Source organism: Dinoroseobacter shibae DFL 12 = DSM 16493 (assembly GCF_000018145.1).
In the GTDB taxonomy this organism is placed as follows: Bacteria; Pseudomonadota; Alphaproteobacteria; order Rhodobacterales; family Rhodobacteraceae; genus Dinoroseobacter; species Dinoroseobacter shibae.
In genome coordinates, this window is the sequence record NC_009952.1 from 1750316 (window position 1) to 1764078 (window position 13763).

Here is a 13763-nt window from a genome sequence, read left to right on the forward strand (position 1 = left end):
CCCATGACTGATCCTGCCAAACCCACCCCGCTCACACCGCTTCTGGCAGACGATCTGCGCGCCGCCGGGGTGCCGGAGCCTTGGAACTACGGCATGGCCGACCGCGTCCGGTTTCACGAGATCGACGCGCTCAATCACGTCAACAACGCGGTCTGTTTCAGCTGGTTCGAAAACCTGCGCGTGCATTACCTGCGCGACTACGGGATCTATCGCTACACGCCCGAAGACCCGATGCTGGTGATGCGCGCAGTGGGCGCAAGCTACAACGCGCCGCTCTTCCTCGGGCAGGACTACATCCTGACCGCGCGCACCCGCAGTTTCGGGCGCACCTCGTTCGTCATGGACTACGGCGCATTCTGCGACGGGGCCTTCGCCATCGAGGGCCACGCCGTGATCGTGCTGGTGGAGCAAGACGGTAGGACCGGCTACCCCCTGACCGACGAGATGCGCGCCATCATGGCAAGCCGCGACGGGGCGACACTCCGTCAGGCGTGAGCGCGCACAAATTCGACCAGGGCCCGGGTCGAGCCGTCCTTGCCCTCTGCCGAGACCTCGCCAGTGACCACCGGGCCAAGCGCGGTGGCGAGTTCCTTGCCCAACTCAACCCCCCACTGATCATAGGAGTTGATGCCGAGGATCGCCCCCTCCACGAACACCCGATGCTCATAGAGCGCGATGATCTGGCCCAGAACGAAGGGCGTCAGCTTGGGATAGATCAGCGTCGTGGACGGCCGGTTGCCCGGGAACACGCGATGCCGTGCCTGCCGATCCAGCTCCGCACCGCTCAGCCCCTGGTCCGCCATCCGCGCGGTCGCTTCCTCGAGGCTGCGCCCGCGTAACAACGCCTCGGACTGCGCGAGGCAGTTGGCGACCAGCAACTGATGCTGCCGAACCAGATCAGGCTCATGCCCCTGGGCGGCCAGCAGAAACTCGCAAGGCACCACCTGCTGCCCCTGGTGGATCAGCTGGTAGAACGCGTGTTGGCCGTTGGTCCCCGGCTCGCCCCAGACCACCGGGCCCGCTGTCCGCTCCAGGGTCGCGCCATCCATCGCCACGCGCTTGCCATTGCTCTCCATCTCCAACTGCTGAAGGTACGCCGGCAACCGCGACAACCGCTGGTCATAGGGCAGCACCGCGCGCGTCGCATGACCACAGATCTGGTGGTGCCAGATACCCACCAGCGCCAGCATAACCGGAATGTTCTGCGAAAGGGGCGCGGTGCGGAAATGGGCATCCATCGCCGCCCCCCCGGCGAGGAACGCGTCGAAATTCTCCGGCCCCACCGACAGCATCAGGCTCAGTCCGATCGGCCCCCACATCGAATACCGCCCCCCCACCCAATCGGCGAAGCCGAACACCCGCTCTGGCGTGATCCCGAAGGCCGCCGTCCGCTCCGCACTGGTGGACACGGCGGCAAATTGCATCGCGGGCAGGTCCACGGCGGATTTCATCCAGGCCCGCGCGGTCTCCGCATTGGTCATGGTCTCGATGGTGGTGAAGGTCTTGGAGGCCACGATCACCAGCGTCGTGGTCGGATCCAATGGCGCCAGCGTCTCTGCGATCTGTGCCCCGTCCACATTGGACACGAAATGCACCCGCGGCCCGTCCGCATAGGGTGACAGGGCAATCGCCGCCATGGCGGGCCCCAGGTCCGAGCCACCAATGCCAATATTGACCACATCCGTGATCCTGCCGCCCTGCCCGGTGTAGGCGCCCGACCGCACATCCTTGCAGAACGCCACCATCCGCGCATGCGTGTCGCGCACTTCCGGCATCACGTCCGTGCCATCGACCACGACCGACGCATCAAGATTGCGCAGGACCGTGTGCAACACCGCGCGCCCCTCGGTCTCGTTTATGGGTTCGCCCGCGAACATCGCCTCGCGCCGCGCGGCGACTCCTGCGTCTTCGGCCAGCGCAAGCAGCAAATCACGTCCTGCCAGGTCGATATTGGTCTTGGAATAATCGAAAAGCATGTCCCCGAGCCGAGCAGAAAACCCCTCGGCCCGCTTGGGATCGTCGAACAGGTCGAGGATCCTGCGATCCCGCGTGCGGTCATGGTGAAAGCTCAAGCGTTGCCAAACAGACATGGGTGTTTCCGTGATTTGAATGCGTTATGCGGCCCAATGCACCATCGCGTTGCCGAGGATGGCGCGCACCGGCGCCTCCCTGACTGGCCCGGGCCGATCGGCCTGTTCCAGCGCGGCCTTCTTGCCCGGCCCCACGATCAGCAGGTGGGTCTTCATCGCGTCGCGCAGCACCGGCGCGCTCAGGGTGATGCGCGGCTCCGCCGCACCAGGCGCGCGCATCGCAATCAGCGGCGGGGCGTTGTCGCTCAGCGCGAAATCCAGCTGATCCGCCCCGGGAAAGAGCGACGCGGTGTGCATATCCTCCCCCATCCCCAGCAGCAGAACAGAGATCGGCAGCACGCCTTCCAGCCCCTCGGTCAAGGCCGCGAGCCCCTCCTCAGGGGTCGCATCGCCGGTCACCAGCGGGATCAGCCGCGCCGCCGCTGCCCGCCCGGTCAATAGCCGCTGTCGCAACAGTGCGGTGTTCGAGCGCTCGGAGGTTTCGGGCACCCAGCGCTCGTCATTCAGCAACACATCGACCCGGCTCCAGTCCAGGTCGACCGCACTCAGCAGGTCGAAGACCGGCCCCGGTGTCGTACCGCCCGGCGCGCAAAGGGTCGCACGGTCATGGGTCAGCAGGCATTCCTTGAGGTCGGCCGAGATGCGATCCGCAAGCCGCATCATCAACATGTCCCGGTCCGGGTATGTGTGCAGGTCCATAATGCCTCCCCTCAGGCTTCGAGATCGCGCCAGCGGCGGCCGTCCCGGTGCAAGAGCATCAGGCTGTCTTCCGGCCCGTTCGTGCCCGGATGATAGGCCTGCGGCTTGTCGCGCCGCGCTTCCCAACCAGCAATGAGCGGATCGGTCCAGGCCCAGGCGGCCTCCACCTCGTCCCCGCGCATGAACAATGTCTGATTGCCCCGCACCACGTCCATGATAAGCCGCTCATAGGCATCCGGCATCTGATTTCCGCTCTCGCCCAGAGCTTCGGCGAAACTCATGTCGAGCGGCACGTCGATCAAACGCATCCCCCCCGGGCCCGGTTCCTTGATCGTCACCTGCAAGGTCATGCCCTCGTCGGGCTGCAGCCGGATTGTCAGGATGTTGGCGCTGCGCCCCGCGTCGTCGCCAAAGATCGAATGCGGCGGCTCCTTGAAAACCACGACGATCTCCGACATGCGCGCGCGCAACCGCTTGCCTGTGCGCAGATAAAACGGCGTGCCGTTCCAGCGCCAGTTGGCCACATGCACCTTCAGCGCGATGAAGCTCTCGGTCGTGCTCCTGGGGTCGCCTACCTCTTCGAGATAACTCGGCCCGTCCTCACCCGCCCGGTATTGGCCGCGCACGATATCCTCGGGCGCCACCGGATCGAGCGCCCGAATGACCTTCAGCTTCTCGTCGCGCACCGCGTCGGGGTCGAACTTGCTCGGCGGTTCCATGGCGATCAGGCACAACAGCTGCATCAGGTGATTCTGCACCATGTCCCGCATCGCCCCGGACTTGTCGTAATACTCGCCACGCCCGCCCACGCCCACGGTCTCGGCCACGGTGACCTGGATGTGATCGACGAATTGCGCGTTCCACAACGGCTCGAACAGCACGTTGCCGAACCGCACCGCCATCAGGTTCTGTACCGTTTCCTTGCCGAGATAATGATCGATGCGGTAAATCTGCTCTTCCGTGAAATACTCCGCCAGGCCGCGGTTGAGTTGGCGCGCGCTCTCCAGGTCACGACCGAAGGGCTTCTCGACAACGATTCGCGAGGCCTCCGTCGCGATGCCATGCCCGTGCAACCGCTCGGCCAGATCACCGAAGAGCGCAGGTGCCACCGAGAAGTAGAACGCCTGCACCACATCCGGCCGCATCAGGCCTGCCAACTCCTTCCAGCCGCCATCCCCGCGCGCGTCGATCGCCACATATGACAGCATCGCCAGAAACGCCTCGACCTGCCCGCCATCCTTGCAGGAGTTCGGCGCGAATTCCTGCAACGCTTCGCGCGTGAACGCCCGGTAGCCCTCGGCATCCATTTCGGACCGCGCCGCCCCGACGATGCGAGCTTCGGGCGGGATCTGCCCGGCGAGGTAGCGGTGGAACAACCCCGGCAGGATCTTGCGTCGCGCCAGGTCACCCGTGCCACCGAAAATCACCAGGTCGAAATCCTCGACCGGAATAACACGTGCCACCATTCCAACACCTCCAGCTGGTCTGTTGAGGGCCGGGGCTCTCGGCGACCTCAGTCTCTCGCATGACGCCTGTCCGGGACCAACCCAGATCGTTAGCGCTAACGGCGCCTGTTTAGAAAGCAAACGGCCCGCTGTCCAGCACGTTAAGCGCCGCACTCACAATCACAACAGCGTCACTTCCGCCCGCCCGGGTTTTCTCAGGCGCGTACAGCGACTATTCCTGCGGCAACACAACGGAGACTTCGATGAAAGACCTCGCGGCCAATGCCGGCAAATTCCAGGACCCGTTCGTCACTGCGACCGGAGAAACCCGCGCCTCCGTCGCGCTGACCAACCCGCAAACCCTTTGGTTCAACACCGGCACGCTCTGCAATATCGAATGCGCGAACTGTTATATCGAAAGTTCGCCGACCAATGACCGGCTGGTCTACATCACCGCCGCCGAGGTGACCGACTATCTCGACCAGCTTGAAGACCGCAACTGGGGCGTGCGCGAAATCGCGTTTACCGGCGGCGAGCCGTTCATGAATCCCGAGATGATCGAAATGACCGAGGCCGCGCTGGCCCGCGGCTACGAGGTGCTGATTCTCACCAACGCCATGTTGCCGATGATGCGCAAAACCATGCGCGAAGGCCTCTTGCGGCTGCATGCGGCCTATGGCGACAAGCTGACCCTGCGGATCAGTGTCGATCACTGGTCCGAGAAGCTCCATGACGAAGAACGCGGCAAGGGCAGCTTCGCCAAGACCCTGCAGGGCATGGCCTGGCTGCGCGACAACGGTATCCGGATGGCGGTCGCGGGCCGAACGGTCTGGGGTGACACCGATGCCGAAAGCCGCGAAGGCTATGCCCGCCTCTATGCCGAGCACGGGTTTCAGATCGACGCCTTCAACCAGGGCGAGACGGTGCTCTTTCCAGAAATGGACGAACGCGCCGAGGTGCCCGAAATCACCACCGCCTGCTGGGGGATCCTGAACAAATCTCCCGATGACGTCATGTGCGCCTCGTCCCGCATGGTGGTCAAACGCCGCGGCGCCGAGAAACCGGCCGTGCTCGCCTGCACCCTCCTGCCCTACAGCCCGGAATTCGAGCTGGGCGAAACCCTGGCCGAGGCCGAGGGCGCGGTGCAGCTCAACCATCCCCATTGCGCCAAGTTCTGCGTGCTGGGCGGGGCGAGCTGTTCGGCCTGACGGCCTGCGCTCAGGCGGCCGTCACGGTGACCGATTGCGAGATCAGCATCGCGGGGCCCTCGGTTTCCATGAAGGCCACATCGCAGGCATCGCGCCCCACCGCGATCACCGCCATTTCATCGGGCGCGCACATGCCCGTGGCATCCACCAGCCGCCAGGCGCCGTCGAGCCAGACCTCCGCTACCGCGTGAAAATCCGGCGGCGTCACCCCACGCCCGTAGACCGACGCGTAACGCGCCGGAATGCCCGCCGCCCGGCAGAGCGCGCAGACCATATGCACGTAGTCCCGGCACACACCCTGTCGGTCCACGAAGGTCTCCATCACTGTGGTCTCGGAATTGGACGCGGTGGGGACGTAGATCATCTCCTCCGCAATCCACTCCAGGATGGCCGCCACCTTGGCGCCGCCCTGCATATCCCCGAACCGCCGATCGACGAATGTCGCAAACTTGTCAGACTGGCAGAAACGCGACGGGCGCAGGAAGCTCAGCGTCTCGCCCGGCAGATCATGCATCGGCGTATGGGCCAGCGGGGCAAGCTCCACCTTAGGTCGCGTCACCTCGACCTGGGCGGTGTAGCCAAGCCACATCTGAGGATAGCTGATCCGCGCCCAGGTGCGCTGGCCGATCCCCTCGGCCCCCTGCACCCGCGACACTCGCGCGTGATCGATGTCGAGCGCACTGCGCAGGATGCGCTGCCCCGGAAACTCCGCCAACTCCAGTGTCAGCAGCACCGTGCCCGACGGATCGAGATCGTAACTCATTTGCACGTCGATCTTGAGCTTCACGGCACTCTCCAGTTTTTCGAGGGTTCATCGGGAAAAGGCGTGCCCCGCCCCCGACCTTGCGGCCCGTGTGGACACTAGCCGACAGGGGCGCAAGGCCCCGCACCGGGTCAGGACAGGAACGCCGTGCTCAGGCTTCCAGTTCCGCGTCCCAATAGAGGAAATCCATCCAACTCTCGTGCAGGTAGTTGGGCGGAAACTTCCGCCCCATGTTGCGCAGCTGCTCAGCCGCCGGCTGGCGCGGGGTCTGGCGCAGGCTCATGCCCGAGGCCCGCAGGGATTTCGACCCTTTCTTGAGGTTGCACCGCGAACAGGCCGCCACCACGTTTTCCCAGCTGGTCACGCCCCCGGAGGCGCGCGGCACCACGTGGTCGAAAGTCAGATCGCCCTTGTCGCCGCAATACTGGCAACAGAATTGATCCCTCAGGAAAAGATTGAAGCGCGTGAAGGCCACGCGCTTCTGGGGTTTGACGTAATCTTTCAGGACCACCACCGACGGGATTTTGATCTCCGTGGTGGGACTGCGCACCACGTCGTCGTATTCCGCAAGGATCGTCACCCGCTCCAGAAAAGCCGCCTTGACAGCTTCCTGCCAGGTCCAGAGCGAAAGGGGATAGTACGACAAGGGTCGATAATCGGCATTCAGCACCAGAGCAGGATTGTGACGCAGGCTCTGCGGGTCTCGCACGAAACTCGTTCGGAACTCGCGCTCTACCAGATCACTCATGGGACTCCGTCTCCGCCTCGTCTATCCGCCTGCCGGACCAAGGCGGGGACACCCCGCCCCTTTCACTCTCCATGACTATATATGGCGTTCGCCACCTGACAAGCCCCGTAGATACGGTGGCTCGGTCGCAGAGCTACGCGTCGGATGTGACAGGGACGTGACGCTGAAAAACCGGGCAGAGGCGCGGGGTCAGTCCGTCTCCAGCCCGAGCTTGTCGCGCATGAAGGCCAACGCCACCGACAACCCGTCCGGCGCGATGCCATGGGCCGTCCCCTTGGAGATATGGGCATATACCTCGAACCCCGCGGCGGTCAGGGCATTGGCCGCCTCCGGCAAGGATGCGGGCGGCACCACATCGTCCTGATCCCCGTGGATCAGCAGCATCGGCATCTTGACCTTCACCTCATCCTCCAGCCGCTCTGGCCCAAGCAGCCGCCCGGAAAAGCCCACCACACCCGCCACCGCCTCATCCCGGCGCGGCGCCACATGCAGGCTCATCATCGTCCCTTGCGAGAACCCCAAAAGCATGAGGTTTTCGGGGCTTATCCCTTCTTCCTCAAGTACCGTGTCAAGAAACGCATTCAGGTCATCGACCGCCCGTTCCATCGCCACGGTCGCTTCTTCCTCCGAGGATCCATCGAGCCAGGGGATGGGAAACCACTGATAGCCCATGGGGTTGTTCACACACCGCTCCGGCGCGTTCGGGGCGAGAAAGGCGGTGTCCGGCATGTGCGGCGACAGCGGGTCAGCCAGCCCCAGCAGGTCGTTGCCATCGGCCCCGTAGCCATGGAGCAGCACGACCACCCGCTTCGCTGTCCCCTGCGCCGGGCCCTTGCGACCATGTTCCAGAATGCGCGTCATCGGATGCCCTCTCGGTTCTTTGCCACATGGTAGTAGGCCCAGAGCCCCCGCGCCGCAACCGCCCGCCAGGGTGCCCAGGGCGCGGCCATCTCGCGCAGGGCCTTCTCGGTGGGTCGCTCGGGCAGGGCGAAAAGCAGGCGCGCCGATTCCTGCAAGGCCAGGTCCGCTGGCGCGAACACATCCGCCCGCCCGAGCGAGAACATGGCGTAGATCTCCGCGGTCCAGCGCCCGATCCCCGGAACCGCCACCAGCGTGGTGATAACCTCCTCCGTGGGGGCCGCGCGCAGGTCGCGAAACGGGATCCGCGCCTCGGCCAGCGCCTTGGCATAGCGGATCTTCTGCCGCGACAGCCCACAGGCGCGCAGCTCTTGCTCGGTCGCCCAGATCACCTTGCGCGGCCCGGTCAGGCGCGCGTCCTTCAGTCGCCCCCAGATCGCATTGGCCGCCGCCACCGAAACCTGTTGGCTGACAATGGCCGAGAGCAGCGCCTCGAACCCATCCGGCCTGCGCCGCAGGGGCAGCGGCCCGGTCTCGGCAAAGGCCGCCGCGAATCGCGGCTCCACTCGGGCCAGGTGCGCGCAGCCCTCGGTCAGGCACTCGGGCGTCTCGATCAGGCGTCCGACGGACATGACGCACCCTCCACCCAGGCCAGGGCCGCGGCCACCGTCTCCACCTGCGGCAGTTCCGACAGGTCAGGCCGGTCGATCATCACCACCCGGATCCCCAGCGCCCGCGCCGCGTCCAGCTTGGACCGGCTCGCCGCCCCGCCCGCATCCTTGACCACCAAGACCGTCACCCCCAGGCGCCGGAAGAGCGCAATCTCATCCTCGACCGGAAAGGGCGGGCGCGCCACGAGGAATGCGCCGTTCTCGAAGGGAAACGCCTCCTCCGACGGGTCGATCTGGCGGCACCAGCAATAGGCCGCCTCCATTTGCGCGAAATCCGTCAAAGTCTGCCGCCCCGTGGCCAGAAACACCCGGTCGCGCGGCCCCGGCATGCGCGCCGCCGCCGCCGTGTCGGGCACCCGGTACCAGCGGTCGCCCGCGACCGCCGTCCATCCGGGCCGCCGAAGCATCAGGTACGGCACGCCACATTCGACCGCGACCCGGGCGGAGCGGCGCGACATCTCGGCGGCAAAAGGGTGCGTGGCGTCCAGAATCCGGCCAATCTCGGCCTCGCGCAGGTACCGCGCGAACCCGTCCGCCCCGCCGAATCCCCCGATCCGCGTCGGCATTCCGTCGCGCTCCGGCGCGCGGGTCCGCCCGGCCAGCGACAGCACTCCGTCCACACGGCCCGCCAGTGCCTGCGCGACCTCGCGCGCCTCCGCCGTCCCGCCAAGCAGCAAGAGCCGGCTCATGACGCCCGCCCCATGATCTGCCCCGCCCGGTCGATCACGACCGTATCGACCTCCGTCTCGGGCCCCACCAGCCGGCGCAACTGCGCCAATGCGCGGGTCGCCACATGCTCCGCCAGCGGCGGCCCGCACCGCTCCAGCGCCTCCAGCGCCGTGTTGCAGCCCGCGATCTCCGCCGCGCCGAAGCTGTCGGCAAGGGCCGCGAAATCCACCTGCGAGCGCTTGGAATGCAGGTCCACCGCCCCCTGCGCCAGCTTGGTCATCTTGCCGATCCCGCCCCCCACGGTCAGCCGCGGCACCGGATGGCGGCGCAGGTATTTCACCATCCCGCCCACGAAATCGCCCATGTCCAGCATCGCATGATCCGGCAACCCGTAGAGCCGCTGTACCGTCGCCTCCGAAGTCGCGCCCGTGGTGCCCGCCACATGGGCGACCCCCTCGGCGCGCGCCACGTCGATGCCCCGGTGGATCGACGCGATCCAGGCCGCGCAGGAAAATGGCCGCACCACGCCCGTGGTCCCCAGGATCGACAGGCCGCCCTTGATGCCCAGACGCGGGTTCCAGGTCTTGGCGGCCAATTCCGCGCCCCCTGGGATCGAGACGGTGATCGTCACATCCGGCGCAAGGCCATGGGCGGCGGCGAGCGCTTCGACCTCCGCCACCATCATCGCCCGCGGCACCGGGTTGATCGCAGGCTCGCCCACACCGATCGGCAATCCCGCCTTGGTCACGTGGCCCACACCGTCCCCGGCGACAAACCGCACCCCGCCCTCCGAGGCCGCGACCCGCGCGATCACCAGCGCCCCGTGGGTCACGTCCGGATCATCGCCCGCATCCTTGGTGATCCCCGCCTCGGCCCAGCCCGGCCCGGACGCTTGGTGCGCCAGCGCAAAGACCGGCGTCTCCCCCTTCGGCAACGTGATCTGCACCTCGCGCGGAAACGCTCCGTCCCAGAGCGCGCTGAGCGCCGCCTTGGTGGCCGCCGTCGCACAGGCCCCCGTGGTCCAGCCGCGGCGCAGGTCTCGGTCAAGGTCGGGCTTGCGTGTCATCGGCGCGACTATACGCCCGGGCGCGGGCGGCGCAAATCACCTCTCTTGCGGCGCATGGCCCCTTTGCGCGCCGGAAACCCTGCGCCATAACAGCCACATGAGCGACTCCCTCTTCTCCTCCCTGCCGCAGATGTCCCCGGGCTGGGTCTGGCTTTGCGGCGCGGGGCCCGGCGATCCGGGCCTGCTGACGCTGCACGCGGTCAATGCCCTGCGCCAGGCGGACGTGATCGTCTACGACGCCCTTGTAGACGACAGGGTGCTCGGCTGGGCCAACCCGCAGGCGGAGAAGGTCTATGCCGGCAAGCGTGGCGGCAAGCCCTCGGCCAAGCAGCGCGACATCTCCCTGCGTCTGATCGCACTGGCCCGCGAGGGCCGCCGGGTGCTGCGGCTCAAGGGTGGCGATCCGTTCGTCTTCGGCCGCGGCGGCGAAGAGGCCCAGACCCTCGTGCAGCACGGCATCCCGATCCGCATCATCCCAGGCATCTCCGCCGGGATCGGAGGGCTGGCCTATGCGGGCGTACCGGTGACCCACCGGGACGTGAACCAGTCCGTCACCTTCGTGACCGGCCACGACCAGAGCGGTGCGACCCCCTCCACTCTCGACTGGGAGGGCATCGCCCGCGGCAGCCAGGTCATCGTGATCTACATGGGCATGAAGCATATCGCCCGCATCGCCGAGGCCCTGATCGCGGGCGGCCGCGCCCTGGACGAACCGGTGGCCGTGGTCACCTCCGCCGCGACCGACGCCCAGCAGGTGCTTGAGACGACCCTCGGCACCGCCGCTGCGGATATCGCCCGCGCGGGCCTCGCCCCGCCCGCGATCATCTGCGTCGGACGCGCGGTCCTGATGCGCCAGGTCCTCGACTGGCAGTCAATGGCCACCGGCGCCGCGCCGCGCGACCTCGACCCCCTCGGCCGGGGCCGCCCGGCGGAGGCCGGGTGAGCGCCCCGCGCGGGCGCGGGCTGCTCCTTGCCGCCCCTGCGTCGGGCGCTGGCAAGACCACCGTCACCCTCGGCATTCTTGCGGCGCTGACCGCGCGCGGGCTGGCCGTGCGCGGGGCGAAATCCGGCCCGGACTATATCGACCCGCAGTTTCACGCCGCTGCCACCGGGCAGGACTGTCTCAATCTCGACCCCTGGGCGATGACGCCCGACATGCTGCGCCACTTGGCCAGCGGGCCCGACCTGCTGATCGTCGAAGGGGCGATGGGGCTCTTCGACGGGGCGGCGGACGGCTCCGGTGCCAGCGCGGATCTCGCTCGCCATCTCGGCCTGCCGGTGGTGCTGATCGTGGATGCCGCGCGCATGGCCCAGTCCATCGCTCCACTGGTGGCCGGGTTCGCCCACCACGACCCGGATGTAACCGTGGCCGGGGTGATCCTGAACCGCGTCGGCTCGCCCCGCCACACCGACATGCTGCGCACTGCCCTCGCCCCCCTCGGCATTCCCGTGCTCGGCGCCGTGCCCCGCCGCGCAGATCTCGCAACGCCATCGCGCCATCTCGGGCTCGTGCAGGCGACCGAGCGCGCGGATCTCGACGCCTTCCTCGCCCGCGCCGGGGCCCAGATCGGCGCGACGGTGGATCTCGATGCGCTGACCGCCTGCGCCCGCCCCCTGCCCGACGGCCCCACCGTGCCGACCGCCCTGCCGCCGCCGGGCCAGCGGATCGCGGTGGCCCGAGACGCCGCCTTCGGCTTCGCCTACCCGCATATGCTGCAAGCCTGGCGCGCCGCGGGGGCGGAGGTTCTGCCCTTCGCCCCGCTGGCCGACGACCCCGCACCCGAAGACGCCGACGCGATCTTCCTGCCCGGCGGCTACCCGGAGCTGCACGCGGGCAAGCTCGCCGCCGCAACCGTCTTCCTCGACAGCCTGCGCCGCGCGGCCGGACGCGACACCCTGATCTACGGCGAATGCGGCGGCTACATGGTGCTGGGCGATGGCCTCGTCGATGCCGACGGGATACGCCACCGCATGGCCGGACTGCTGACGCTCGAGACCTCGTTCGCTCACCGCAAACTGCACCTGGGCTACCGCACCCTACGGCCCCTCGGCGGCCCCTTCTCCGGTCCGTTCCGCGGACACGAGTTCCATTACGCCGCCACCCTGCGCGCCGAGGGGCCGCCGCTCTTCGCTGCCGCGGATGCCACCGGCGTGCCCTTGGGCGAGACCGGCCTGCGGCGCGGATCCGTCTGCGGCAGCTTCGCCCACATCGTCGCCCCAGACAGCGCCCCATGATCCCGCCGACGCGACCGAATAGCCGCTTCCCCCGCCGCCCCGAAGCCGCTAGCAACCGTTCATGAGCACGATCACCGACCCCGCCCAGACCGACGACCGCCGCGCCAGGCGCAATGTCGCCGTTCTGGTCGCAGCCCAAGCCTTCCTCGGCAGCCAGATCACCATGATCTTCGTGATCGGCGGGCTGGCGGGTCAGATGCTCAGCCCCCATCCCTGCCTCGCAACCCTGCCGATCTCGCTGATCGTGGCGGGATCCATGGCCACCGCCCCGTGGCTCTCGGGCGTGATGCAGCGGCACGGGCGTCGCACCGGCTTCGTGATCGGCGCCATGGGCGGCGCGCTCGGCAGCATCATCGGCGCAATCGGACTCGCCACGGGGAGCTTCTATGTCTTCCTGCTCGGCTCCTTCCTGACCGGCAGCTACATGAGCGCCCAGGGCTTTTACCGTTTCGCCGCCGCCGACAGCGCGAGCGAGACTTTCCGGCCCAAGGCAATCTCCTACGTAATGGCCGGCGGACTGATCTCGGCCCTGATCGGGCCGCAACTGGTGAAGGTGACCACCGACCTCTTCGTGGTGCCGTTTCTCGGCACCTACCTGGTCGCACTGGCGGTCAACCTGATCGGCGTTGGCCTCTTCTTCTTTCTCGACCTGCCCAAGCCCGCGCCCGTGCCCAAGGGGGTCGAGGGCGGTCGCAGCCGCCGCGAGATGCTGCGCGACCCGGTCATCCTGACCGCGGTGGTCTGCGGGATGGTCGCCTATGCGCTGATGAACCTGGTGATGACCTCGACCCCGCTGGCAGTGGTCGGTTGCGGCTTCACCACGGGCAACGCGGCGGATGTCGTCAGCCTGCACGTGATCGCCATGTTCGCGCCGAGTTTCTTCACCGGCCACCTGATCAACCGCTTCGGCGTGGAGCGGATCGTGGCCCTCGGCCTGCTGATCCTCGGGCTGGCGGGGGTTGTGGCGCTCTCGGGTGTGGCCTTGGGGAATTTCTTCGTGGCGCTGGCGCTTCTCGGGCTCGGCTGGAACTTCGGCTTCATAGGGGCCACAACCATGCTGGCCTCCGCCCACAGCACGGCCGAACGCGGCCGGATCCAGGGGCTGAACGACGCGCTGGTCTTTGGCTGCGTGACCCTCGCCTCGCTCGCATCGGGGGGACTGATGAACTGCTCCGGCGGCGACGTGGTCGCGGGCTGGAACGCGGTGAACCTGGCCATGGTGCCGCTGCTGGCGCTGGCTGGGGCCACCCTGATCTGGCTTGTGCTGAAACCCAAGCCCGCGCTCTGAGCGCCCCCGCGGCAGCCAAGGAT

Annotated in this window: 14 protein-coding genes; 5 read left to right on the forward strand and 9 right to left on the reverse strand. The window is 67.5% G+C overall.

Features of this window, described 5'->3' with window-relative positions; translation table 11 throughout:
- The first annotated feature begins 3 nt into the window (after positions 1–3).
- Positions 4–495 carry an acyl-CoA thioesterase gene (locus DSHI_RS08560; RefSeq protein ID WP_012178353.1) on the forward strand — a complete coding sequence of 164 codons (492 nt, stop codon included), beginning with the start codon at positions 4–6 and terminating at the stop codon, positions 493–495.
- On the opposite strand, the gene pgi is transcribed toward DSHI_RS08560, so the two are convergent.
- Genes pgi through zwf form a run of 3 tightly spaced genes read right to left on the reverse strand, consistent with a single transcriptional unit; the run spans position 486 to position 4255 of the window.
- Positions 486–2090, reverse strand: coding sequence for a glucose-6-phosphate isomerase (pgi, locus tag DSHI_RS08565; RefSeq protein ID WP_012178354.1), 1605 nt, complete (start codon positions 2088–2090; stop codon positions 486–488). The two genes, DSHI_RS08560 and pgi, sit on opposite strands and share 10 nt — an antisense overlap.
- 24 nt (positions 2091–2114) lie before the next feature.
- Complete coding sequence (gene pgl, locus DSHI_RS08570) at positions 2115–2789, reverse strand: 6-phosphogluconolactonase (RefSeq protein WP_012178355.1); 675 nt, start codon at positions 2787–2789, stop codon at positions 2115–2117.
- Between the two features lie 11 nt (positions 2790–2800).
- Positions 2801–4255 (reverse strand): glucose-6-phosphate dehydrogenase, encoded by a 1455-nt coding sequence (gene zwf, locus DSHI_RS08575; protein ID WP_012178356.1) that lies wholly within the window; start codon positions 4253–4255, stop codon positions 2801–2803.
- A 242-nt stretch (positions 4256–4497) separates the two neighbouring features.
- On the opposite strand from zwf, the gene DSHI_RS08580 reads away from it, so the two are divergent.
- Positions 4498–5442: a radical SAM protein gene (locus DSHI_RS08580; RefSeq protein WP_012178357.1), complete on the forward strand. Its 945-nt coding sequence runs from the start codon at positions 4498–4500 to the stop codon at positions 5440–5442.
- A 10-nt stretch (positions 5443–5452) separates the two neighbouring features.
- Here the strand turns inward: DSHI_RS08580 and DSHI_RS08585 are convergent, their stop codons facing one another.
- The 6 genes from DSHI_RS08585 to DSHI_RS08610 all read right to left on the reverse strand — a co-directional run bounded on the left by DSHI_RS08585 (position 5453) and on the right by DSHI_RS08610 (position 10217).
- Positions 5453–6229 carry a transglutaminase-like domain-containing protein gene (locus DSHI_RS08585; RefSeq protein WP_012178358.1) on the reverse strand — a complete coding sequence of 259 codons (777 nt, stop codon included), beginning with the start codon at positions 6227–6229 and terminating at the stop codon, positions 5453–5455.
- A 127-nt stretch (positions 6230–6356) separates the two neighbouring features.
- Positions 6357–6953 carry an HNH endonuclease gene (locus tag DSHI_RS08590; protein WP_012178359.1) on the reverse strand — a complete coding sequence of 199 codons (597 nt, stop codon included), beginning with the start codon at positions 6951–6953 and terminating at the stop codon, positions 6357–6359.
- A gap of 189 nt (positions 6954–7142) precedes the next feature.
- The gene (locus DSHI_RS08595; protein WP_012178360.1) at positions 7143–7814 is read right to left on the reverse strand and encodes an alpha/beta hydrolase; all 672 of its coding nucleotides are present in this window, start codon (positions 7812–7814) and stop codon (positions 7143–7145) included.
- Positions 7811–8443, reverse strand: a complete 633-nt coding sequence (locus DSHI_RS08600; RefSeq protein ID WP_012178361.1) for a DNA-3-methyladenine glycosylase family protein — start codon at positions 8441–8443, stop codon at positions 7811–7813. Before DSHI_RS08600 ends, DSHI_RS08595 begins: the two co-directional genes overlap by 4 nt.
- Positions 8425–9171: a cobalt-precorrin-6A reductase gene (locus tag DSHI_RS08605; RefSeq protein WP_012178362.1), complete on the reverse strand. Its 747-nt coding sequence runs from the start codon at positions 9169–9171 to the stop codon at positions 8425–8427. Before DSHI_RS08605 ends, DSHI_RS08600 begins: the two co-directional genes overlap by 19 nt.
- Entirely contained in the window at positions 9168–10217 is a 1050-nt protein-coding gene (locus tag DSHI_RS08610; RefSeq protein WP_012178363.1) for a cobalt-precorrin-5B (C(1))-methyltransferase, read from the reverse strand. Before DSHI_RS08610 ends, DSHI_RS08605 begins: the two co-directional genes overlap by 4 nt.
- A gap of 97 nt (positions 10218–10314) precedes the next feature.
- Here DSHI_RS08610 and cobA point away from each other — a divergent pair, with 97 nt between their 5' ends.
- From cobA to DSHI_RS08625, 3 genes are all read left to right on the forward strand, one after another.
- Positions 10315–11160: a uroporphyrinogen-III C-methyltransferase gene (cobA, locus tag DSHI_RS08615; RefSeq protein ID WP_012178364.1), complete on the forward strand. Its 846-nt coding sequence runs from the start codon at positions 10315–10317 to the stop codon at positions 11158–11160.
- Positions 11157–12452 carry a cobyrinic acid a,c-diamide synthase CobB gene (locus tag DSHI_RS08620; protein WP_012178365.1) on the forward strand — a complete coding sequence of 432 codons (1296 nt, stop codon included), beginning with the start codon at positions 11157–11159 and terminating at the stop codon, positions 12450–12452. Before cobA ends, DSHI_RS08620 begins: the two co-directional genes overlap by 4 nt.
- Before the next feature lie 61 nt (positions 12453–12513).
- Positions 12514–13740: an MFS transporter gene (locus DSHI_RS08625; protein ID WP_012178366.1), complete on the forward strand. Its 1227-nt coding sequence runs from the start codon at positions 12514–12516 to the stop codon at positions 13738–13740.
- Positions 13741–13763: the final 23 nt, after the last annotated feature.

What these genes read in the sequence shown, in the direction of transcription:
- pgi (WP_012178354.1), bottom strand. Translation starts at nt 2,090, where the DNA reads ATGTCTGTTTGGCAACGCTTGAGCTTTCACCATGACCGCACGCGGGAT.
- DSHI_RS08600 (WP_012178361.1), bottom strand. Translation starts at nt 8,443, where the DNA reads ATGTCCGTCGGACGCCTGATCGAGACGCCCGAGTGCCTGACCGAGGGC.
- DSHI_RS08580 (WP_012178357.1), top strand. Translation starts at nt 4,498, where the DNA reads ATGAAAGACCTCGCGGCCAATGCCGGCAAATTCCAGGACCCGTTCGTC.
- DSHI_RS08605 (WP_012178362.1), bottom strand. Translation starts at nt 9,171, where the DNA reads ATGAGCCGGCTCTTGCTGCTTGGCGGGACGGCGGAGGCGCGCGAGGTC.
- pgl (WP_012178355.1), bottom strand. Translation starts at nt 2,789, where the DNA reads ATGGACCTGCACACATACCCGGACCGGGACATGTTGATGATGCGGCTT.
- cobA (WP_012178364.1), top strand. Translation starts at nt 10,315, where the DNA reads ATGAGCGACTCCCTCTTCTCCTCCCTGCCGCAGATGTCCCCGGGCTGG.
- zwf (WP_012178356.1), bottom strand. Translation starts at nt 4,255, where the DNA reads ATGGTGGCACGTGTTATTCCGGTCGAGGATTTCGACCTGGTGATTTTC.
- DSHI_RS08625 (WP_012178366.1), top strand. Translation starts at nt 12,514, where the DNA reads ATGAGCACGATCACCGACCCCGCCCAGACCGACGACCGCCGCGCCAGG.
- DSHI_RS08590 (WP_012178359.1), bottom strand. Translation starts at nt 6,953, where the DNA reads ATGAGTGATCTGGTAGAGCGCGAGTTCCGAACGAGTTTCGTGCGAGAC.
- DSHI_RS08610 (WP_012178363.1), bottom strand. Translation starts at nt 10,217, where the DNA reads ATGACACGCAAGCCCGACCTTGACCGAGACCTGCGCCGCGGCTGGACC.
- DSHI_RS08560 (WP_012178353.1), top strand. Translation starts at nt 4, where the DNA reads ATGACTGATCCTGCCAAACCCACCCCGCTCACACCGCTTCTGGCAGAC.
- DSHI_RS08595 (WP_012178360.1), bottom strand. Translation starts at nt 7,814, where the DNA reads ATGACGCGCATTCTGGAACATGGTCGCAAGGGCCCGGCGCAGGGGACA.